The organism is Citrobacter sp. RHBSTW-01013 (assembly GCF_013781985.1).
GTDB classification, from domain to species: Bacteria; Pseudomonadota; Gammaproteobacteria; order Enterobacterales; family Enterobacteriaceae; genus Citrobacter; species Citrobacter braakii.
Genome location: NZ_CP056185.1, coordinates 1,746,947 through 1,769,087, shown reverse-complemented (window position 1 = coordinate 1,769,087; position 22,141 = coordinate 1,746,947). Strand labels below are relative to the sequence as shown.

16 protein-coding genes are annotated in these 22,141 nt (G+C 53.9%); 13 read left to right on the top strand and 3 right to left on the bottom strand.

Annotation, left to right across the window (positions count from 1 at the left end):
* Positions 1 to 137 precede the first annotated feature (137 nt).
* The 6 genes from atoS to HV350_RS08570 all read left to right on the top strand — a co-directional run bounded on the left by atoS (position 138) and on the right by HV350_RS08570 (position 7,404).
* A complete protein-coding gene (gene atoS, locus HV350_RS08595) occupies positions 138 to 1,976 on the top strand; it encodes a two-component system sensor histidine kinase AtoS (protein ID WP_181630250.1) in 1,839 nt (612 codons plus the stop codon).
* Positions 1,973 to 3,358 (top strand): acetoacetate metabolism transcriptional regulator AtoC, encoded by a 1,386-nt coding sequence (atoC, locus tag HV350_RS08590; RefSeq protein ID WP_019077262.1) that lies wholly within the window; start codon positions 1,973 to 1,975, stop codon positions 3,356 to 3,358. The genes atoS and atoC overlap by 4 nt, the downstream gene beginning before the upstream one ends.
* Positions 3,359 to 3,557: 199 nt before the next feature.
* Complete coding sequence (gene atoD, locus HV350_RS08585) at positions 3,558 to 4,217, top strand: acetate CoA-transferase subunit alpha (protein WP_181630248.1); 660 nt, start codon at positions 3,558 to 3,560, stop codon at positions 4,215 to 4,217.
* A gap of 2 nt (positions 4,218 to 4,219) precedes the next feature.
* Positions 4,220 to 4,870: a 3-oxoacid CoA-transferase subunit B gene (locus tag HV350_RS08580; protein ID WP_016157021.1), complete on the top strand. Its 651-nt coding sequence runs from the start codon at positions 4,220 to 4,222 to the stop codon at positions 4,868 to 4,870.
* Positions 4,867 to 6,189: a TIGR00366 family protein gene (locus tag HV350_RS08575; protein WP_016153794.1), complete on the top strand. Its 1,323-nt coding sequence runs from the start codon at positions 4,867 to 4,869 to the stop codon at positions 6,187 to 6,189. The genes HV350_RS08580 and HV350_RS08575 overlap by 4 nt, the downstream gene beginning before the upstream one ends.
* Positions 6,190 to 6,219: 30 nt before the next feature.
* Positions 6,220 to 7,404, top strand: a complete 1,185-nt coding sequence (locus HV350_RS08570; protein ID WP_075847746.1) for an acetyl-CoA C-acetyltransferase — start codon at positions 6,220 to 6,222, stop codon at positions 7,402 to 7,404.
* A 43-nt stretch (positions 7,405 to 7,447) separates the two neighbouring features.
* Here HV350_RS08570 and gyrA read toward each other — a convergent pair whose 3' ends face one another.
* Entirely contained in the window at positions 7,448 to 10,084 is a 2,637-nt protein-coding gene (gene gyrA, locus HV350_RS08565; protein WP_016153796.1) for a DNA topoisomerase (ATP-hydrolyzing) subunit A, read from the bottom strand.
* 158 nt (positions 10,085 to 10,242) lie between these two features.
* Here gyrA and ubiG point away from each other — a divergent pair, with 158 nt between their 5' ends.
* The 4 genes from ubiG (at position 10,243) to yfaE (ending at position 15,197) form a co-directional block, all read left to right on the top strand.
* Complete coding sequence (ubiG, locus tag HV350_RS08560; protein ID WP_016157023.1) at positions 10,243 to 10,971, top strand: bifunctional 2-polyprenyl-6-hydroxyphenol methylase/3-demethylubiquinol 3-O-methyltransferase UbiG; 729 nt, start codon at positions 10,243 to 10,245, stop codon at positions 10,969 to 10,971.
* A 443-nt stretch (positions 10,972 to 11,414) separates the two neighbouring features.
* Positions 11,415 to 13,700 (top strand): class 1a ribonucleoside-diphosphate reductase subunit alpha, encoded by a 2,286-nt coding sequence (gene nrdA / locus HV350_RS08555; protein ID WP_016153798.1) that lies wholly within the window; start codon positions 11,415 to 11,417, stop codon positions 13,698 to 13,700.
* A gap of 112 nt (positions 13,701 to 13,812) precedes the next feature.
* On the top strand, positions 13,813 to 14,943 hold the full coding sequence (gene nrdB, locus HV350_RS08550; RefSeq protein ID WP_181630246.1) for a class Ia ribonucleoside-diphosphate reductase subunit beta: 1,131 nt from the start codon (positions 13,813 to 13,815) through the stop codon (positions 14,941 to 14,943).
* The gene (yfaE, locus tag HV350_RS08545; protein WP_016153800.1) at positions 14,943 to 15,197 is read left to right on the top strand and encodes a ferredoxin-like diferric-tyrosyl radical cofactor maintenance protein YfaE; all 255 of its coding nucleotides are present in this window, start codon (positions 14,943 to 14,945) and stop codon (positions 15,195 to 15,197) included. The genes nrdB and yfaE overlap by 1 nt, the downstream gene beginning before the upstream one ends.
* Before the next feature lie 172 nt (positions 15,198 to 15,369).
* Here yfaE and glpQ read toward each other — a convergent pair whose 3' ends face one another.
* Complete coding sequence (gene glpQ / locus HV350_RS08540; RefSeq protein WP_016157024.1) at positions 15,370 to 16,437, bottom strand: glycerophosphodiester phosphodiesterase; 1,068 nt, start codon at positions 16,435 to 16,437, stop codon at positions 15,370 to 15,372.
* A 3-nt stretch (positions 16,438 to 16,440) separates the two neighbouring features.
* On the bottom strand, positions 16,441 to 17,799 hold the full coding sequence (gene glpT, locus HV350_RS08535; RefSeq protein WP_016153802.1) for a glycerol-3-phosphate transporter: 1,359 nt from the start codon (positions 17,797 to 17,799) through the stop codon (positions 16,441 to 16,443).
* Positions 17,800 to 18,069: 270 nt separating this feature from the next.
* Between glpT and glpA the strand changes: the two genes are divergently transcribed.
* From glpA to glpC, 3 genes are read left to right on the top strand one after another with little or no spacing between them, the layout of a single operon-like run.
* Complete coding sequence (gene glpA / locus HV350_RS08530) at positions 18,070 to 19,698, top strand: anaerobic glycerol-3-phosphate dehydrogenase subunit A (RefSeq protein ID WP_016157025.1); 1,629 nt, start codon at positions 18,070 to 18,072, stop codon at positions 19,696 to 19,698.
* Complete coding sequence (gene glpB, locus HV350_RS08525; RefSeq protein WP_181630244.1) at positions 19,688 to 20,947, top strand: glycerol-3-phosphate dehydrogenase subunit GlpB; 1,260 nt, start codon at positions 19,688 to 19,690, stop codon at positions 20,945 to 20,947. The genes glpA and glpB overlap by 11 nt, the downstream gene beginning before the upstream one ends.
* Positions 20,944 to 22,134 carry an anaerobic glycerol-3-phosphate dehydrogenase subunit GlpC gene (glpC, locus tag HV350_RS08520; RefSeq protein WP_016153805.1) on the top strand — a complete coding sequence of 397 codons (1,191 nt, stop codon included), beginning with the start codon at positions 20,944 to 20,946 and terminating at the stop codon, positions 22,132 to 22,134. Before glpB ends, glpC begins: the two co-directional genes overlap by 4 nt.
* Positions 22,135 to 22,141 lie beyond the last annotated feature (7 nt).

Here is a 22,141-nt window from a genome sequence, read left to right as displayed (position 1 = left end):
GAGTGTGGTTAAGGTAGCGGTAAATGTCCGGCGTCGCAATGCCCTCTCTTTACGGGAATATGATACACCGCTCTGAAACCATTGTCTTAACCCGTGATAATCGTCGTTTGCCTGAAAAACACTGCACGGATGTCAGAATGCGCGACCTGAGATGGCTGGCTCGTCGGTTATACCCACGACGATTACGCAACCAAATGATCATGATGGCCATCCTGATGGTCATCATTCCGACGATATCTATAGGTTATATCGTAGAAACTGAAGGCCGTTCAGCAGTCTTATCTGAAAAAGAGAAAAAACTGTCATCGGTGATAACCCTGCTAAACGATGCGCTGGGCGACCGCTTTAGTCACTACCCAAATTTGCCGCGTGAAGCACGCATTCGCGCGCTTAATCAAGAGTTGGCCCCCATCACCGAGCGCATTACGCAAGCGTTTCCCGGTATTGGCGCCGGGTATTATCACAAAGCGCTGGATGCCATTATCACCTACGCCCCCTCCGCGCTTTACCAAGGCAACGTAGGTATCACCATCACCGAGGATCATCCCGGACGCGAAGTGATGAGTAGCAACGCGCCTGTGGTCTATTCCGGGCGACAGGTTCGCGGCGACATACTCAACTCGATGATCCCAATAGCGCGCCAGGGAGAGGTTATTGGGTATATCTGGGCCAATGAGCTCACCGAAGATATCCGCCAGCAGGCCTGGAGAATGGACGTCAGGATTATTGCCGTACTGGTTGCCGGGCTCATCTGTAGTCTGCTGCTCATCGTGCACTTCTCACGCCGACTCAGTGCGAATATCGACATCATCACCGATGGGCTTTCCACGCTGGCACAAAAAACCCCTACCCGATTGCCTGAACTCCCCGGCGAGTTAGGACAAATCAGCCGTAGCGTCAATGCGCTGGCACAAACGCTACGGGAAACCAAAACCCTTAACGATCTGATCATTGAAAATGCCGCAGATGGCGTGATCGCCATCGACAGGCAAGGCGACGTTACCACCATGAACCCGGCGGCAGAACAGATAACGGGCTACACGCTGCATGAGCTGGTCGGACAGCCCTATGCGACGCTCTTTGCCAATACGCAGTTTTATAGCCCGGTACTGGACACCCTTGAGCACGGTACTGAACATGTGGCCCAGGAGATTAGCTTTCCAGGACGAGAACGCACCATTGAGATCAGTGTAACCACCAGTCGGATCCATAACGCACACGGCGAGCTGATTGGCGCGCTGGTTATTTTCTCCGATTTAACCGCCCGTAAAGAGACCCAGCGTCGGCTGGCGCAAACTGAAAGGCTTGCCACCCTGGGTGAGCTGATGGCCGGCGTCGCGCATGAAGTGCGAAACCCGCTGACCGCAATTCGTGGCTACGTCCAGATCATCCGCCAGCAAACCTCGCTGCCGGAACATCAGGAATATTTATCTGTTGTGCTGAATGAAATTGATTCCATCAATAAAGTTATTCAACAACTGTTAGATTTCTCTCGCCCACGACAAAGCCAGTGGCAACAGATTCGGCTCAATGCACTCATTGAAGAGACGCTAATCCTGGTGCAAACCGCTGGCCTGCAGGCACGGATCGCCTTTACAACGGAATTAGATCCCAGCCTGCCGCCGATCGTCGCCGATCGCGAGCTTCTCAAACAGGTGATCCTCAATATTTTAATCAATGCGGTGCAGGCGATCGCTGCGCGAGGCGAAATTCGCATCCGTACCTGGCAATACTCGGCCTCGCAACAGGCCGTGATGATTGAAGATAATGGCAACGGTATCGATCTCGCCATACAGAAGAAAATATTCGATCCCTTTTTTACGACAAAAGCATCAGGCACCGGTCTTGGACTGGTGCTGAGCCAGCGCATCATCAACGCGCATCAGGGGGATATCCACGTAACCAGCCAGCCTGGCTGCGGGGCGATATTCACTCTGATTTTACCTCTTAACCCGCAGGGAAATCCGTCAGAATGAAAACGACCTATCGTATTCTCATCGTTGATGATGAAGAAAATGTTCGCCGTATGCTTGCCACCGCATTTTCCCTGCAAGGGCATGAGACACATTGCGCCAGCGACGGGAAAGCCGCGCTGAGCCTGTTTAGCGAAACGCAGCCAGACGTGGTGCTGATGGACATTCGCATGCCGGAGATGGACGGTATCGACGCGCTGAAAGTTATGCGCACGCAGCAACCACGGATCCCCGTCATTCTGATGACCGCTTACGCTGAAGTAGAAACCGCAGTAGAAGCTTTACGTAGCGGCGCATTCGACTACGTGATTAAGCCCTTTGATCTCGACGAGCTAAGCATGGTGATTCAACGCGCATTGCAACTGCAGGAGATGAAACAGGAAATCCGCAATCTGCATAAAGCGTTGACCACCAGCTGGCAGTGGGGACACATTCTGACCACCAGCCCGCGTATGATGGATATCTGTAAAGACACGGCGAAAATCGCCCTCTCCCAGGCAAACGTGTTGATTAGCGGTGAAAGCGGCACAGGAAAAGAGCTGATCGCCCGCGCCATTCACTACAACAGCAAACGCGCCAATGGCCCTTTTATCAAAATTAACTGCGCGGCCCTGCCGGAGTCGTTGTTGGAAAGCGAGCTATTTGGTCACGAAAAAGGCGCGTTTACCGGGGCACAGACATTACGCCAGGGATTGTTCGAACGCGCTCATCAGGGAACTTTATTGCTTGATGAAATTGGCGAGATGCCGCTGGTGCTGCAGGCCAAGCTGCTGCGCATTTTGCAGGAGAGGGAGTTTGAACGCATCGGCGGGCACCAGACCATTCGCGTTGACATTCGAATCGTCGCCGCCACCAACCGCTGTCTGCAAACGATGGTGAAGGAAGGAACGTTTCGAGAAGACCTGTTTTACCGTCTCAACGTTATCCATCTGACTTTGCCGCCATTACGCGAGCGTCGTGAAGATATTGCCTTATTAGCAAACCACTTTTTACAAAAATTCAGCTCTGAAAATCAGCGGGATATTATCGAAATCGACCCGACGGCGATGTCGATCCTCACCGCCTGGCCCTGGCCCGGTAACATTCGCGAACTGTCAAACGTCATCGAACGTGCAGTCGTTATGAATACCGGTGCGGTGATCTTTGCCGACGATCTCCCCGACCCGTTGCGCAACCCGGTGAGCGCCACAACAGAAACAAAACCGACTTACTCCGGGGAACGCAATCTGAAAGAAGAGATTAAGCGTGAGGAAAAACGAATTATCCTCGAAGTCCTCGACAATCAGGACGGCAATCGCACCCGCACGGCGCTGATGCTGGGAATTAGCCGTCGCGCTTTAATGTATAAATTACAAGAGTACGGCATCGACCCATCGGGTTCCTGATACGCAAATTTGCTATGCAGAATTTTGCACACTGCGCAAAATTCTGCATAACCCCTCGTGGTCTCCTTTCACCAAGACCACAAAAATAAACCAATAAATTCAATAAACTAAACATTAATACGTTTCTTTAGTCATTCTGGCACCCTGCTTGCAATTCCCTGAGCGTACCCAAAATGGAGTATGCAAAAAGGGAAACATAATGAAAACAAAACTGATTACCTTACAAGACGCTGCGGGCTTCTTTCGTGATGGCATGACCATCATGGTCGGTGGTTTTATGGGCGTTGGCACACCACCTCGTCTGGTTGAAGCCCTGCTGGAATCCGGCGTCAGAGATCTGACGCTGATTGCTAACGATACCGCCTTTGTCGATACCGGTATCGGCCCCCTGATCGTCAATGGGCGGGTGAGCAAAGTGATTGCCTCGCACATTGGTACAAACCCGGAAACCGGTCGTCGCATGATTGCCGGCGAGATGGATGTACAGCTGGTTCCGCAAGGTACCCTGATCGAACAGATTCGCTGCGGCGGCGCGGGTCTTGGCGGCTTTCTCACCCCCACTGGCGTTGGCACCATCGTGGAAGAAGGCAAGCAAACCATGACGCTTGAGAGTAAAACCTGGCTGCTTGAACGCCCATTACGCGCCGATTTAGCGCTTATTCGCGCCCACCGCTCTGACATGCTTGGCAACCTCACCTACCAGCTCAGCGCCCGTAACTTTAACCCTCTGATTGCCCTCGCCGCTGATATCACGCTGGTCGAACCGGACGAAATGGTTGAAACAGGGGAGCTGCAGCCTGACCAGATTGTGACCCCCGGCGCCGTTATCGACCATATCGTCATTCCACAGGAGAGCTAATCATGGATGCTAAACAACGTATTGCGCGCCGGGTGGCGCAAGAACTTCGCGATGGCGATATCGTCAACTTAGGTATCGGCCTGCCAACGATGGTAGCTAACTACTTACCTGCTGATATTCACATTACGCTGCAATCTGAGAACGGTTTTCTGGGACTGGGCCCAGTCACCACCGCCCATCCTGACCTGGTGAACGCGGGCGGCCAACCGTGCGGTATTTTGCCGGGCGCGGCGATGTTTGATAGCGCCATGTCGTTCGCGTTGATTCGCGGCGGTCATGTTGATGCCTGTGTGCTTGGCGGGTTGCAGGTCGATGAGCAGGCAAACCTCGCCAACTGGGTGGTTCCCGGCAAGATGGTGCCCGGCATGGGTGGCGCAATGGATCTGGTGACCGGTGCGCGTAAAGTCATTATCGCCATGGAGCATTGCGCAAAAGACGGCTCCGCAAAAATCCTGCGTCAATGCACCATGCCGCTCACTGCACAGCATGCTGTGCATATGCTGGTCACCGAGCTGGCTGTATTCCGCTTTATAGATGGCAAGATGTGGCTGACTGAAATCGTCGAAGGATGCGACATCGCCACGCTATGTGAAAAAACCGAAGCACAGTTTGAAATTGCCGACGATCTGCGCATCCTGCGAGGTGACGCATGATTGGCCGCATCGCCCGCTTTATGACACGGGTAGTCAGCCGCTGGCTGCCCGACCCACTGATTTTCGCCATGTTATTAACGTTGCTGACCTTTGGCATCGCGCTGTGGTTAACGCCGCAGACCCCCATCAGCATGGTGAAATTCTGGGGTGACGGTTTCTGGAACCTGCTGGCGTTTGGTATGCAGATGGCGCTGATCATCGTAACCGGCCATGCGTTAGCCAGTTCCGGGCCGGTGAAAAGCCTGCTGCGTACGGCGGCATCAGCCGCCAAAACCCCCGCTCAGGGCGTCATGCTGGTGACTTTTTTTGGTTCAGTTGCCTGCGTTATTAACTGGGGATTTGGTCTGGTGGTCGGGGCGATGTTCGCCCGCGAAGTTGCTCGTCGGGTACCGGGTTCCGATTATCCGTTACTGATTGCCTGCGCTTACATCGGGTTCCTGACCTGGGGCGGCGGCTTCTCCGGCTCAATGCCTTTGCTGGCGGCAACGCCTGGCAACCCGGTCGAGCACGTAGCGGGGCTCATTCCTGTCGCGGATACCCTGTTCACCGGCTTCAATATTTTCATCACGCTCGGCCTGATTGTGGTGATGCCGTTTATCACCCGGATGATGACGCCAAAACCTTCAGATGTGGTGAGCATCGATCCGAAACTTTTACTGGAAGAAGCTGATTTTCAAAAGAAACTGCCACCAGATGCGCCGCCATCTGAAAAACTGGAAGAGAGCCGCATTCTGGCGCTGATCATCGGTGCATTAGGGATTGCCTATCTGGGTATCTACTTTGCCGAGAAAGGTTTCAACATCACCATCAACACCGTCAACCTGATGTTTATGATTGCCGGTCTGCTGCTGCACAAAACGCCGATGGCCTATATGCGTGCCGTTAGTGCTGCCGCACGGAGTACCGCCGGGATTCTGGTGCAATTCCCCTTCTATGCCGGCATTCAGTTGATGATGGAGCACTCCGGCCTCGGTGGGCTCATTACTGAATTTTTCATCAACGTTGCCAACAAAGATACCTTCCCACTGATGACTTTCTTCAGTTCAGCCCTGATTAACTTTGCCGTGCCATCCGGCGGTGGCCATTGGGTTATTCAGGGACCGTTCGTCATGCCTGCCGCTCAGGCGCTGGGTGCCGATCTTGGCAAATCAGTCATGGCCATCGCCTACGGTGAGCAGTGGATGAATATGGCACAACCGTTCTGGGCGCTACCCGCGCTGGCCATCGCCGGTCTCGGAGTACGCGACATTATGGGCTACTGCATCACCGCCCTGCTCTTCTCCGGCGTCATTTTTGTTATTGGATTGACCTTGTTCTGACGGCAACAACTTAATTAAAGGAACTGAAAAATGAAAAACTGTGTCATCGTCAGCGCGGCACGTACCGCAATCGGCAGTTTTAACGGCGCACTGGCAACTACGGGTGCCGTCGAGCTTGGATCAATCGTCATTAGAGCCGCTCTTGAACGCGCGCACCTTGACCCACAGCGCGTGGACGAGGTGATTATGGGCAACGTGCTGCAGTCAGGACTCGGGCAAAACCCAGCGCGTCAGGCATTATTAAAAAGCGGCCTGTCCGACACCGTTTGCGGCTTTACCGTCAACAAAGTGTGCGGCTCTGGCCTGAAAAGCGTGGCGCTTGCCGCCCTCGCTATCAAGGCCGGACAAGCCCAGGCGATCGTCGCGGGAGGGATGGAAAACATGAGCCTGGCCCCCTACCTGTTAGACGCAAAAGCCCGCTGGGGCTATCGCCTCGGTGACGGGCAATTGTCCGACGTGATTCTGCGCGATGGCCTGATCTGCGCCGAGCATGGTTACCACATGGGGATCACTGCAGAAAATGTTGCCAAAGAGTATGGCATCAGCCGCGAAATGCAGGATGAACTGGCTCTGCAGTCACAGCGTAAAGCCGTTGCCGCAATCGAGTCTGGCGCATTTGAGGCTGAAATCGTGCCCGTCAGCGTGTCATCACGGAAGAAAACCATCATCGTTGAGCGTGACGAATTCCCCAAAGCTGACTCGACGGCAGAAGGCCTCGCCGCATTGCGTCCAGCCTTTGATAAAGCAGGAACCGTCACCGCAGGTAACGCCTCGGGGATCAACGACGGTGCAGCGGCATTAGTGATAATGGAAGAGTCCGCAGCACTGGAGGCTGGGCTGAAGCCATTGGCGCGAATCAAAGCCTGGGCCAGTGGCGGCGTAGCTCCGGCTATGATGGGCATGGGGCCGGTTCCCGCCACGCTGAAGGCACTGCAACTGAGCGGCTTACAGCTTTCTGATATCGATCTGATCGAAGCTAACGAGGCATTTGCTGCTCAGTTTCTTGCCGTTGGTAAAACGCTGGGGTTTGATCCGCAAAAGGTTAACGTCAACGGTGGGGCAATTGCGCTGGGACACCCTATCGGCGCCAGCGGCGCACGAATACTGGTGACGCTGCTGCATGCGCTACAGGCACGGGATCAAACGCTTGGACTGGCCACGCTGTGCATCGGCGGCGGTCAGGGCATTGCGATGATAGTGGAGCGAATGAATTAAAAAAAAGGGCCGGATATTTCCGGCCCTTTTTATCACGTCTTAATTACTCTTCAGCGTCGTCCGCTGCATCGTCATCGCTTTCCGCTTCAGGCGCGATATCCTCGTCCCCTTCAGCAGCGCTACCGTCGATGGAGTCGAGCTCTTCATCATCAACCGGTTCAGCAACGCGTTGCAGACCCACAACGTTTTCATCTTCCGCAGTACGGATGAGGATAACGCCCTGGGTGTTACGTCCTACCACGCTGATTTCCGACACGCGAGTACGCACCAGCGTACCTGCATCGGTGATCATCATGATCTGGTCGGTATCTTCAACCTGCACTGCGCCGACAACGGAACCGTTGCGCTCGGTGACTTTGATGGAGATAACGCCCTGGGTCGCACGAGACTTGGTCGGATACTCTTCCGCCGCCGTACGCTTACCGTAGCCGTTCTGGGTAACGGTCAGGATAGCACCTTCACCACGCGGAACGATCAGCGATACCACGCTGTCGCTTTCCGCCAGTTTGATACCGCGTACGCCGGTCGCGGTACGTCCCATCGGACGAACAGCCCCCTCTTTGAAGCGCACCACTTTACCGGCAGCAGAGAACAGCATAACTTCGTCACTGCCAGACGTCAGGTCGACGCCAATCAGCTCATCGCCTTCGTTCAGGTTAACCGCAATGATACCGGCTGAACGCGGACGGCTGAACTCGGTCAGCGCTGTTTTCTTCACGGTACCGCTGGCGGTTGCCATGAAGACGTTGACGCCTTCTTCGTACTCACGTACTGGCAGAATTGCGGTGATACGTTCGTTAGCTTCCAGTGGCAGCAGGTTGACGATAGGACGTCCACGCGCACCACGGCTTGCTTCCGGCAACTGATAAACCTTCATCCAGTACAAACGACCGCGGCTGGAGAAGCAGAGGATCGTGTCATGGGTGTTGGCCACCAGCAGGCGGTCGATAAAGTCTTCTTCTTTAATTCGTGCTGCAGATTTGCCTTTACCTCCACGACGCTGCGCTTCGTAATCGGTTAACGGCTGATATTTCACGTAGCCTTGATGAGACAAGGTCACGACAACATCTTCCTGGCTAATCAGATCTTCGATGTTGATGTCAGCGCTGTTCGCGGTGATTTCGGTCCGACGTGCGTCGCCGAACTGTTCACGAATCAGCTCCATCTCTTCACGGATGACTTCCATCAGACGATCGGCGCTGCCCAGAATGTGCAGCAGTTCAGCGATCTGCTCCAGCAGCTCTTTGTATTCGTCGAGCAGTTTTTCGTGCTCAAGGCCGGTCAGTTTCTGCAAACGCAGATCCAGAATGGCCTGGGCCTGCTGTTCAGTCAGGTAGTACTGACCGTCACGCACGCCAAATTCCGGTTCCAGCCATTCAGGACGCGCGGCATCATCGCCGGCACGTTCCAACATGGCAGAAACGTTACCCAGCTCCCACGAACGCGCGACCAGCGCTGCTTTCGCTTCTGCCGGGGTCGGCGCACGGCGGATCAGTTCGATGATCGGATCGATGTTCGCCAGCGCAATCGCCAGTGCTTCAAGGATGTGCGCACGATCGCGGGCTTTACGCAGTTCAAAGATAGTACGGCGGGTTACGACTTCACGGCGGTGACGTACAAACGCAGCAATAATATCTTTCAGGTTCATGATTTTCGGCTGTCCATGGTGCAACGCAACCATGTTGATACCGAAAGAAACCTGCAGTTGGGTCTGGGAGTAGAGGTTATTCAGAACCACTTCCCCGACTGCGTCGCGTTTCACTTCAATCACGATGCGCATACCGTCTTTGTCAGACTCGTCACGCAGCGCGCTGATACCTTCAACGCGTTTGTCTTTTACCAGCTCGGCGATTTTCTCGATCAGGCGCGCTTTGTTCACCTGATACGGAATTTCATGGACGATGATGGTTTCACGGCCAGTTTTGGCATCCGCTTCGACTTCCGCGCGCGCGCGAATGTACACTTTGCCACGGCCGGTACGGTAGGCTTCTTCAATACCACGACGACCGTTGATGATCGCGGCGGTCGGGAAGTCCGGACCCGGAATATGTTCCATCAGCCCTTCAATGCTGATGTCTTCATCGTCAATGTATGCCAGGCAGCCGTTGATCACTTCCGTCAGGTTGTGCGGCGGAATGTTGGTCGCCATACCTACCGCGATACCGGACGAGCCGTTCACCAGCAGGTTAGGAATTTTGGTTGGCATGACGTCAGGAATTTGTTCGGTGCCGTCGTAGTTATCGACGAAATCCACCGTTTCTTTTTCCAGGTCAGCCATCAGCTCATGGGCGATTTTCGACATACGGATTTCCGTATAACGCATCGCCGCTGCGGAGTCGCCATCGACAGAACCAAAGTTACCCTGACCATCTACCAGCATGTAACGCAAGGAGAATGGCTGCGCCATACGAACAATGGTGTCGTAAACGGCGGTATCACCATGAGGGTGGTATTTACCGATTACGTCACCAACGACACGGGCAGATTTTTTATAGGCTTTATTCCAGTCGTTGCCCAATACGTTCATGGCGTAAAGTACGCGACGGTGAACCGGCTTCAGGCCATCTCGGACGTCCGGCAGCGCACGGCCAACAATGACCGACATCGCATAATCCAGATAGGAGCTCTTCAGCTCTTCCTCAATGTTGACCGGTGTAATTTCTCTCGCAAGGTCGCTCATCTAACCGCTATCCCTCTACTGTATCCCGGATTCAAAGGTCGCAAATTATAACACATCCGTGCAGATTCAGGTAAATGGATTCCCCCTGACAGAGGCTTTATTCATCCCGTCAGGCTGATATACTCATTTGCATCGCAAATTTAGGAGTAGAAGCCCCAATGAATGCCGAAAAACCTCCGGTAACTCACAACGTTGATCAGGAAGAAATTGCCAAGTTTGAAGCAGTCGCGTCACGCTGGTGGGATCTTGAGGGTGAATTTAAGCCACTGCACCGTATTAACCCACTTCGCCTGGGCTATATCACGGAGCGCTCAGGCGGCCTGTTTGGTAAAAAGGTACTCGACGTCGGCTGCGGCGGCGGCATTCTGGCGGAAAGCATGGCGCGCGAGGGCGCAACCGTCACCGGGCTGGACATGGGCTTTGAACCGTTACAGGTAGCAAAACTGCATGCGCTGGAGAGTGGCATCCAGGTGGAATACGTTCAAGAAACCGTTGAAGAACATGCGGAAAAACATGCGCATCAGTATGACGTTGTGACCTGCATGGAAATGCTGGAGCACGTACCGGACCCGCAATCGGTGGTCAGGGCCTGCGCCAGACTGGTCAAACCGGGCGGCGAAGTGTTTTTCTCCACGCTTAATCGCAACGGCAAATCCTGGCTAATGGCGGTGGTCGGCGCGGAATATATTTTGCGTATGGTGCCGAAAGGCACGCATGATGTGAAAAAATTCATTAAGCCGGCTGAACTGTTAGAGTGGGTTGACCAGACCGTGCTGAAAGAGCGTCATATGACCGGCCTGCACTACAACCCGATCACCAACAGTTTTAAACTCGGCCCCGGCGTTGATGTGAACTATATGCTACACACTACCGCGCAAGCAGATTAACCTCCTCCACCCGGCCGGATAAGGCGTGCAACGCCGCAATCCGGCACCGTACCTGATAGTGCGCAGCTTTCGGGCCTGCGCATCGCCTACCAATCCTGAGTAGGATCGTCAGGGCAATTTTTGCGCCAGGTCATAAGAACTTACCTTGCCTTAGATGAAGAAATCAGCACTCGATCAAATTTTCTATTTTTTTTCTCAATTATTGACATCCTCGCCAGGCCTTATAAGACGCGCACTTAGCGATTATTACCCTTTTGCAACCTCAATTTAACCTCAAAATCAACTCTTGTACTGAAAAGAATCCCTACTAGAATACTCACCATATAGCGTCTACTTTATCAAACAACCCCTACATATAGTATTTATCCACAGACTTAGTCACAACATGACTTTGTGGATAATATGGGGGATATTTTTTCTTTCACGGACAGGTAAAAAACCACATGAATCAGAGTCTGCTGGTGACAAAGCGTGATGGTAGTACAGAGCGCATCAATCTCGACAAAATCCACCGAGTTCTGGATTGGGCGGCAGAAGGACTGAATAACGTATCGATTTCTCAGGTCGAGTTGCGCTCCCACATTCAGTTTTATGACGGTATCAAGACATCCGATATCCATGAAACAATCATCAAAGCTGCCGCCGACCTGATCTCCCGCGAGGCACCGGATTATCAGTACCTGGCTGCTCGCCTGGCGATTTTCCATCTGCGCAAAAAAGCCTACGGCGAGTTTGAACCGCCGAAACTGTTCGACCATGTCGTGAAAATGGTTGAAATGGGCAAATACGACAATCATCTGCTGGAAGACTACACGGAAGAAGAGTTCAAGCAGATGGACTCGTTCATCGTACACGACCGCGATATGACCTTCTCCTACGCTGCGGTGAAGCAGTTAGAAGGTAAATACCTGGTACAAAACCGTGTTACCGGTGAGATTTATGAAAGCGCGCAGTTCCTCTACATTCTGGTAGCGGCGTGCCTGTTCTCTAACTATCCGCGTGAAACGCGTCTGCAATACGTAAAACGTTTCTACGACGCCGTTTCTACGTTTAAAATTTCGCTGCCGACGCCGATTATGTCCGGCGTGCGCACCCCTACCCGTCAGTTCAGCTCCTGCGTACTGATCGAGTGCGGCGACAGCCTGGACTCCATCAACGCCACCTCCAGCGCGATTGTGAAATACGTTTCCCAGCGCGCCGGCATCGGTATCAACGCCGGTCGCATCCGTGCGCTGGGTAGCCCGATCCGCGGCGGTGAAGCGTTCCACACCGGTTGTATTCCGTTCTACAAGCACTTCCAGACCGCGGTAAAATCCTGCTCCCAGGGCGGCGTACGCGGCGGTGCTGCAACGCTGTTCTACCCAATGTGGCATCTGGAAGTTGAAAGCCTGCTGGTCCTGAAAAACAACCGTGGCGTCGAAGGCAACCGCGTGCGTCACATGGACTACGGCGTACAGATCAACAAACTGATGTACACCCGTCTGCTGAAGGGCGGCGACATCACGCTGTTCAGCCCGTCCGACGTTCCAGGCCTGTATGATGCGTTCTTCGCTGACCAGGACGAATTCGAACGTCTGTACACCAAATATGAAAACGACGACAGTATCCGCAAGCAACGCGTGAAAGCCGTTGAGCTGTTCTCACTGATGATGCAGGAACGTGCCTCTACCGGGCGTATCTATATTCAGAACGTTGACCACTGCAACACCCATAGCCCGTTTGATCCAATTGTCGCTCCAGTGCGCCAGTCTAACCTGTGCCTGGAAATCGCCCTGCCGACCAAACCGCTGACCGACGTTAACGACGAAAACGGCGAAATTGCGCTGTGTACGCTGTCCGCATTTAACCTCGGTGCTATCAACAGCCTGGACGAGCTGGAAGAGCTGGCCGAATTGGCGGTGCGCGCGCTGGATGCGCTGCTCGATTATCAGGATTATCCGATTCCTGCCGCCAAACGCGGCGCGATGGGTCGCCGTACGCTGGGTATTGGCGTGATCAACTACGCCTACTGGCTGGCGAAAAACGGTAAGCGTTATTCTGACGGCAGCGCGAACAACCTGACTCACAAAACCTTTGAAGCCATTCAGTATTACCTGATGAAAGCCTCTAACGAGCTGGCGAAAGAGCAAGGCGCATGTCCGTGGTTTAACGAAACGACCTACTCCAAAGGTATTCTGCCGATCGATACCTATAAAAAAGATCTCGATGCTATTGTCAACGAGCCGCTGCATCTGGACTGGGAACAACTGCGCGAATCCATCAAAACGCACGGTCTGCGTAACTCCACGCTGTCAGCCCTGATGCCATCGGAGACCTCTTCGCAGATCTCTAACGCCACCAACGGTATTGAACCACCGCGCGGCTATGTGAGTATCAAAGCGTCGAAAGACGGTATTCTGCGCCAGGTCGTGCCGGACTACGAACACCTGCACGACGCGTACGAACTGCTGTGGGAAATGCCGAACAACGATGGCTATTTGCAGCTGGTAGGTATCATGCAGAAATTTATCGATCAGTCGATTTCCGCCAACACCAACTATGATCCGTCGCGCTTCCCATCCGGAAAAGTACCGATGCAGCAGTTGCTGAAAGACCTGCTCACCGCCTACAAATTTGGTGTCAAAACGCTGTATTATCAAAACACCCGTGACGGTGCGGAAGATTCTCAGGACGATCTGGTGCCGTCCATTCAGGACGACGGCTGCGAAAGCGGCGCATGTAAGATCTGATGAACGATGCCGGGTGGCACCAGGCTCACCCGGCCTACAGTAGCTTGGTTTGTAGGCCGGAAAGGGTGCTTGTAACGCCATCCGGCACTCATCCCACAAAGGATTCACATCAATGGCATACACCACTTTTTCACAGACGAAAAATAACCAACTTCTGGAACCGATGTTCTTCGGCCAGCCGGTGAACGTCGCCCGCTACGATCAGCAAAAATATGACATCTTCGAAAAACTGATCGAAAAGCAGCTCTCTTTCTTCTGGCGTCCGGAAGAAGTTGATGTTTCTCGCGATCGCATCGACTTCCAGGCGCTGCCGGAACATGAAAAGCATATCTTCATCAGCAATCTGAAGTATCAAACGCTGCTGGACTCCATTCAGGGACGTAGTCCGAACGTGGCGCTGCTGCCGTTAATCTCGATCCCTGAGCTGGAAACCTGGGTGGAAACATGGGCGTTTTCAGAAACGATCCACTCCCGTTCCTACACCCACATCATTCGTAACATCGTGAACGATCCGGCGGTGGTGTTTGATGACATCGTCACCAACGAGCAGATCCAGAAACGCGCGGAAGGCATTTCCAGCTATTACGACGAATTGATTGAGATGACCAGCTACTGGCATTTGCTGGGCGAAGGCACGCATAACGTTAACGGTAAAACGGTTGTCGTAAGCCTGCGTGAACTTAAGAAGAAGCTGTATCTGTGCCTGATGAGCGTGAACGCGCTGGAAGCGATCCGCTTCTACGTCAGCTTCGCCTGCTCCTTCGCCTTCGCCGAACGCGAACTGATGGAAGGCAACGCGAAAATTATTCGCCTGATCGCCCGCGATGAAGCCCTGCATTTGACCGGGACCCAGCATATGCTGAATCTGCTGCGCAGCGGCGTGGACGATCCGGAAATGGCGGAAATCGCCGAAGAGTGTAAACAAGAATGCTACGACCTGTTCGTACAGGCCGCGCTGCAGGAAAAAGAGTGGGCGGATTATCTGTTCCGTGACGGCTCAATGATTGGCCTGAACAAAGACATTCTGTGCCAGTACGTTGAGTACATCACCAACATCCGTATGCAGGCTGTCGGACTCGACTTGCCGTTCCAGACCCGCTCTAACCCAATCCCGTGGATCAACACCTGGCTGGTGTCTGATAACGTGCAGGTTGCGCCGCAGGAAGTGGAAGTCAGCTCTTACCTGGTCGGCCAGATCGATTCGGAAGTCGATACCGACGACCTGAGTAACTTCCAGCTCTGATGGGCCGCGTTACTCTGCGCATCTCTGGCACACAACTGCTGTGCCAGGATGAACACCCTTCCCTGCTTGCCGCGCTCGAATCGCACAATGTTGAAGTTGAATACCAGTGCCGCGCAGGTTATTGCGGCTCCTGCCGTACCCGTCTGGTAGCGGGACAGGTCGACTGGATTGCCGAACCTCTGGCCTTCATTCAGCCAGGTGAAATTTTGCCCTGCTGCTGTCGGGCAAAAGGCGATATTGAAATAGAGCTGTAATGCGTGGCGGGATAAAAATTACGACTAAAAAAGAGCCGCCGATGGACGGCAGCTCTTTATTTCTCCTGGAGGCAGGTATGGCCACGTTGACGGCAGACGGCCTTATCTAGCCGTTAATAACGTTTGATCCAACCAGGCCTGTGACCGGAGGTGCATCACAGACCTTGTGCCATTACTCTTTATTCAGGAATGTCACTGCTTTGTCGGGGAAGTCGGTGAACAGCCCGTCAACGCCCGCCTTGTTATACAGAATGTCATACAGCTGGTTTACGTCAGTGGTGTAATCCGGCAACTGATCGGCACGAACGGTATAAGGATGCACCACCATCTTATTCTGATGCGCGTCCTGTACCATACCCGTTAACGAGATATTGCCTTTCTTCGACTTCTCATCAATCAGCATGTGATAGTCCGGCCCAATGCCGTCCGCATACTGCGCAACCTGCTTCATGGCACCCGGTTTAAACATCCAGTCGTAGTTGTAATTAACCCAACTACCGTCCGGCTTTTTCTCCTGAGTTTCATTCCAGTCAGTGTACGCAATCAACTGTACCAGATTGAGATCCATCCCCATCTTCGGTTCCAGTTCATTCTTAATGCGCTTTAACTCTGCGACATCAAAACACTGTAGATAAACCTTGTCGTTCTTGTCGGTGTACCCGTACTTTTTCAGTACTTCCAGCGTCTTAGCCGCAATGTCCTTCCCTTCCTGATGATGGAACCACGGCGCTTTCATTTCCGGGTAAATGCCAATGTTTTTACCGGTTGAATGATTTAATCCCTGAACGAACTCAATCTCTTCTTCGAAAGTGTGCACACGGAAATCAGATTTACCCATCGGGAAACGCCCCGGGTAGGTCTGGACCTTTTTGCCATTTTCGATATCAAAGCCTTCGGTAAATTTCAGCGATTTAATCTCATCCAGCGTAAAGTCGATAGCGTAGTAGCGCCCATCTTTACGTGCACGATCCGGGAAACGCTCGGCAACATCGGTGACGCGGTCAAGGTAGTGGTCATGCAGGACAACCAGATGGTCGTCCTTGGTCATCACCAAATCCTGTTCCAGGTAATCAGCCCCCTGAGCATAAGCCATCGCTTTTGCTGGCAGCGTATGCTCCGGTAGATAACCGCTGGCGCCACGGTGCGCAATCACGATTTTTTCTGCGGCAACCGCCGCGCTGCTCACCACAATACCTGTCAGCATTAGCGCCACGCTGAGACTTTTCAATGTGGTTTTCATCTATTAGCCCCCGTTACGCTTCAGTGCGATCTCTTCGTGATGGCGTTTTTCGCCAATCATGACGACCACCAGCAGAATAACCGCCAGCACGCTACCGCCAATCATCACCATAAAGCCGCCGTCCCAACCGAAGAAGTCAACGGTATAGCCAACAATGGCGCTCGCCGCTACGGAACCGCCGAGATAACCGAACAGACCGGTAAAGCCAGCCGCCGTACCCGCCGCTTTTTTCGGTGCCAGTTCCAGCGCATGCAGACCAATCAACATTACCGGACCGTAGATCAGGAAGCCGATGATGATCATACAAGCCATATCCACGTTCGGGTTGCCTGCCGGGTTCATCCAGTAGACGATAGTCGCGATAGTCACCAGCGTCATAAAGAACACGCCGGTCGCACCACGGTTGCCACGGAAGACTTTATCCGACATCCAGCCGCACAGCAGCGTGCCCGGAATACCCGCATATTCATACAGGAAGTAGGCCCAGGATGATTTATCCAGCGCGAAATGTTTCACTTCTTTCAGATAGGTCGGGGACCAGTCCAGGATGCCGTAACGCAGCAGATAAACAAACACGTTGGCGATAGCGATGTACCACAACAGTTTGTTCGGCAGTACGTATTGCATGAAGATCTGCTTCGCAGTCAGCTCTTCTTCCGCTTTCTCGTTGTAATCGTCCGGGTAGTCGTTCTTGTACTCTTCGATAGGCGGCAGGCCACAAGACTGCGGCGTATCACGCATCAGAGCAAAAGCAAACAGCGCGACGACGATCGCACCGAAAGCAGGCATATACAGCGCCGCTTTCCAGTCATTGAACCAGGCCATACCCAGCAGGAACAACAGAGGAGGCAGACCACCGCCCACGTTGTGCGCACAGTTCCAGACGGAGACAATGCCCCCACGCTCTTTCTGCGACCACCAGTGCACCATGGTACGACCACACGGCGGCCAACCCATTCCCTGGAACCATCCGCAGAGGAACAGCAGCACAAACATAACCGCAATGCTCGAAGTCGCCCACGGCACAAAGCCCATGAACAACATGACTGCGGCGGCCAGAATCAGACCCGCTGGCAGGAAAACGCGCGGATTCGAGCGATCCGAAACGGACCCCATGATGAATTTCGAAAATCCGTAAGCAATGGAGATACCGGATAACGCAAAACCCAGATCGCCACGCGAGAAACCTTGCTCAACCAGATACGGCATCGCAAGGGCAAAGTTCTTACGTACCAGATAGTACGCGGCATAGCCAAAGAATATCCCCAGAAAGATCTGCCAACGTAATCGACGATATGTCGGGTCGATCTCCGCTGCAGGCAAACGCGCCGTGTGTGACGCTGGTTTAAAAATGCTCAACATAGTGTAGCCTCCGTGGCCGTCTTTCATTCGAAGTAAACACTGCAGTTCGTCATTACTACCCTACCGCTCCCAGTGTGGCCGCGATGTTAAGGAAAGATACATAACAAAAATGTGAAACGCTGCACATATTGTTACAGATTTATGACAAATGTTCATAAAGGCGCACGAAATCACGTTTCATTTTCGAATAATGAGCGATTATGCGCGAAATCAAACAATCCATGTTTTTTATGTGGCTAAATGATAAAAAACGAACTGTGAGGAAAAACAATGAAAATTCGCGACTCGCAAACAAGTGACGTGATTATCATTGGTGGAGGAGCAACAGGTGCAGGGATCGCACGCGATTGTGCACTGCGCGGGTTGCGCGTCATCTTAGTGGAACGCCACGATATCGCCACAGGGGCGACCGGACGTAACCACGGTCTGCTGCACAGCGGTGCACGCTACGCCGTCACCGACGCTGAATCTGCCCGGGAGTGCATCAGCGAAAACCAAATTCTCAAACGTATCGCCCGTCATTGCGTTGAGCCGACGGACGGTCTGTTTATTACCCTGCCGGAAGATGAACTCTCCTTCCAGGCAACCTTTATTCGCGCCTGTGAAGAGGCCGGTATTCGCGCAGAAGCAATTGACCCTAAGCAGGCGCGCATTATCGAACCTTCCGTCAACCCACAGCTGATTGGCGCGGTAAAAGTGCCGGACGGCACGGTTGATCCTTTCCGCTTAACCGCCGCCAACATGCTGGATGCGCGTGAGCATGGCGCAGTAATCTTAACGGCGCATGAAGTGACGGGACTGATTCGTGAAGGGGCAACGGTTTGCGGCGTGAACGTACGCAATCATCTGACGGGTGAGATGCAGTCTCTGCATGCACCGGTAGTCGTCAACGCCGCCGGGATCTGGGGCCAGCGCATTGCGGAATATGCCGACCTGAGTATCCGTATGTTCCCGGCCAAAGGTTCGCTGCTGATTATGGATCACCGCATTAACCAGCATGTCATTAACCGCTGTCGTAAGCCGTCTGACGCCGATATCCTGGTGCCCGGTGATACCATTTCGCTGATTGGCACCACCTCACAGCACATTGATTACGATGATATCGACAGCAACCGCGTCACCGCAGAAGAGGTCGATATACTGCTGCGTGAAGGCGAAAAACTGGCGCCGATTATGGCGAAAACGCGCATTTTACGCGCCTACTCCGGCGTGCGTCCTCTGGTAGCCAGCGACGACGATCCAAGTGGCCGTAACGTCAGTCGTGGGATTGTACTGTTCGATCACGCCCAGCGTGACGGACTGGACGGGTTTATCACCATTACCGGCGGCAAATTGATGACCTACCGCCTGATGGCAGAGTGGGCCACCGATGCCGTTTGCCGTAAGCTGGGCAATACCCAACCTTGCACAACGGCAGACACGGCGCTGCCTGGCTCACAAGAATCGACCGAGCATACGCTCAAACGCGTGATCTCATTGCCCGCGCCACTGCGCGGTTCAGCGGTCTACCGTCACGGCGATCGCACCCCAGCGTGGCTTAGCGAAGGTCGGCAGCACCGTAGCCTGGTCTGTGAATGCGAAGCGGTCACTGCAGGTGAAGTGCAATACGCCGTCGAGAATTTGACCGTCAACAGCCTGCTGGATTTGCGTCGCCGTACCCGTGTTGGAATGGGGACCTGCCAGGGCGAATTGTGTGCCTGCCGCGCCGCAGGTTTGCTGCAACGTTTTAATGTCACCACCGCCGCGCAATCTATCACCCAGCTTTCCGATTTCCTCAATGAACGCTGGAAAGGCGTGCAGCCTATCGCCTGGGGAGATGCGCTGCGCGAAAGCGAATTCACACGCTGGGTCTATCAGGGATTGTGCGGTCTGGAAAAGGAGCACCAGGATGAAATTTGATACCGTCATTATCGGCGGCGGCCTGGCCGGACTACTGTGCGGCCTGCAACTGCAAAAAAGCGGTTTACGCTGCACGATTGTCACTCGCGGCCAAAGCGCCCTGCATTTCTCCTCCGGCTCACTGGATTTGCTCAGCAACTTACCCGATGGCCAACCGGTGACGGATATAGAAGCAGGCCTGAATGCGCTGCGCACTCAGGCACCCGCGCACCCGTACAGCACCATCGGAACGCACAACGTCCTGGAGCTGGCCCAGCAGGCGCAAAATCTTCTCGAAGAATGCGGAACGCATTTGCAAGGCAAGGTACATCAGTCACATCAACGCATCACCCCGCTGGGAACGCTGCGCTCAACCTGGTTAAGTTCCCCGGAAGTTCCGGTCTGGCCGCTGTCCGCGCAGCGTATCTGCGTTGTAGGTATTAGCGGTTTACTGGATTTTCAGGCACATCTCGCCGCGGCGTCGCTGCGTCAACACAATCTCAGCGTCGAGACGGCAGAAATCGATCTGCCTGAGCTGGATGTCCTGCGTGATAACCCGACCGAGTTTCGCGCCGTCAATATTGCGCGCCTGCTGGATAACGAAGATAAATGGTCGCTGCTCTATGACGCTTTATTGCCAGTAGCAAAAACCTGCGACATGATAATTATGCCGGCCTGCTTCGGTCTGGCGGATGAACAGCTCTGGCAATGGCTTAACGAGCGTCTCCCCTGCTCGCTGACGCTGTTACCGACCCTCCCGCCTTCGGTACTGGGTATGCGTTTGCATAACAAATTGCAGCGCCAGTTTGTGCGCCAGGGCGGCGTCTGGATGCCGGGTGATGAAGTGAAGAAAATCACCTGTCAGGACGGCGTAGTCAGCGAAATCTGGACCCGTAATCATGCCGATATTCCTTTGCGGCCACGTTTCGCCGTGCTCGCCAGCGGCAGCTTCTTCAGCAGCGGGCTGGTCGCCACGCGTGAGGCCATCTACGAACCTATCCTGGGGCTGGATGTACAACAAACCGCCACCCGCGCCGAGTGGTATGAGCGTGACGTCTTCGACCCACAACCGTGGCAGCAGTTTGGCGTTACGACCGATGCCGGGCTGCGCCCGTCGCTGGCGGGACAAACGATAGAGAACATGTATGCCATCGGTTCCGTTCTCGGCGGATTCGACCCTATCGCCCAGGGTTGCGGAGGCGGCGTGTGCGCTGTTAGCGCCTTACACGCCGCACATCATATTGCGAAACGTGCAGGAGGCCAGCAATGAGCGACACACGTTTTGAAAGTTGTATCAAATGCACGGTGTGCACCACGGCCTGCCCGGTAAGTCGCGTCAATCCGAACTACCCTGGTCCTAAACAGGCCGGACCGGACGGTGAGCGTCTGCGCCTGAAAGATGGCGCGTTATATGACGATGCGCTGAAATACTGCATCAACTGTAAGCGTTGCGAAGTGGCCTGTCCTTCAGATGTGAAGATTGGCGATATCATCCAACGCGCGCGCGCCAAATACGACACTACGCGTCCGTCGCTGCGTAACTTCGTCTTAAGCCATACCGATTTGATGGGTAGCGTATCCACACCGTTCGCCCCGATAGTGAATACCGCCACCTCACTCAAACCGGTGCGTCAGTTGCTGGATTACGCGCTAAAAATCGACCATCGCCGTACGCTGCCGAAGTACTCTTTCGGCACCTTCCGCCGCTGGTATCGCAGCGTTGCCGCACAGCAAGCGCAATATCAGGATCAGGTTGCCTTTTTCCACGGCTGTTTTGTTAATTACAACCATCCGCAGCTCGGCAAAGATCTGATCAAAGTATTGAATGCGATGGGAACCGGGGTGCAACTGCTGAGCAAAGAGAAATGCTGCGGCGTACCGCTGATTGCCAACGGCTTTACCGATAAAGCGCGTAAGCAGGCGGTGAGCAACGTGGCCTCGCTCAGAGAAGCAATTGACGGTAAAGGCATTCCGGTGATCGCCACCTCATCAACCTGCACCTTTGCACTGCGTGATGAATATCCGGAAGTGCTGGACGTCGACAACTCAGGTCTACGCGAACACATTGAACTGGCAACCCGCTGGCTGTGGCGCAAGCTGGATGAAGGCAAAACGCTGCCGCTGAAAACGCTGCCGCTGAAAGTGGTCTACCACACGCCATGCCACATGGAGAAAATGGGCTGGACGCTCTACACGCTGGAACTGCTACGACAAATTCCAGGGCTGGAGCTAACGGTGCTGGACTCGCAATGTTGCGGGATTGCCGGGACATACGGCTTTAAAAAGGAAAACTACCCGACATCGCAGTCCATTGGCGCACCGCTGTTCCGCCAGATTGAAGACAGCGGCGCTGATATCGTCGTCACCGACTGCGAAACCTGTAAATGGCAGATTGAGATGTCTACCAGTAAGCGCTGCGAACACCCCATCACCCTGCTTGCCAAAGCGTTAGGTTAATTCTGTT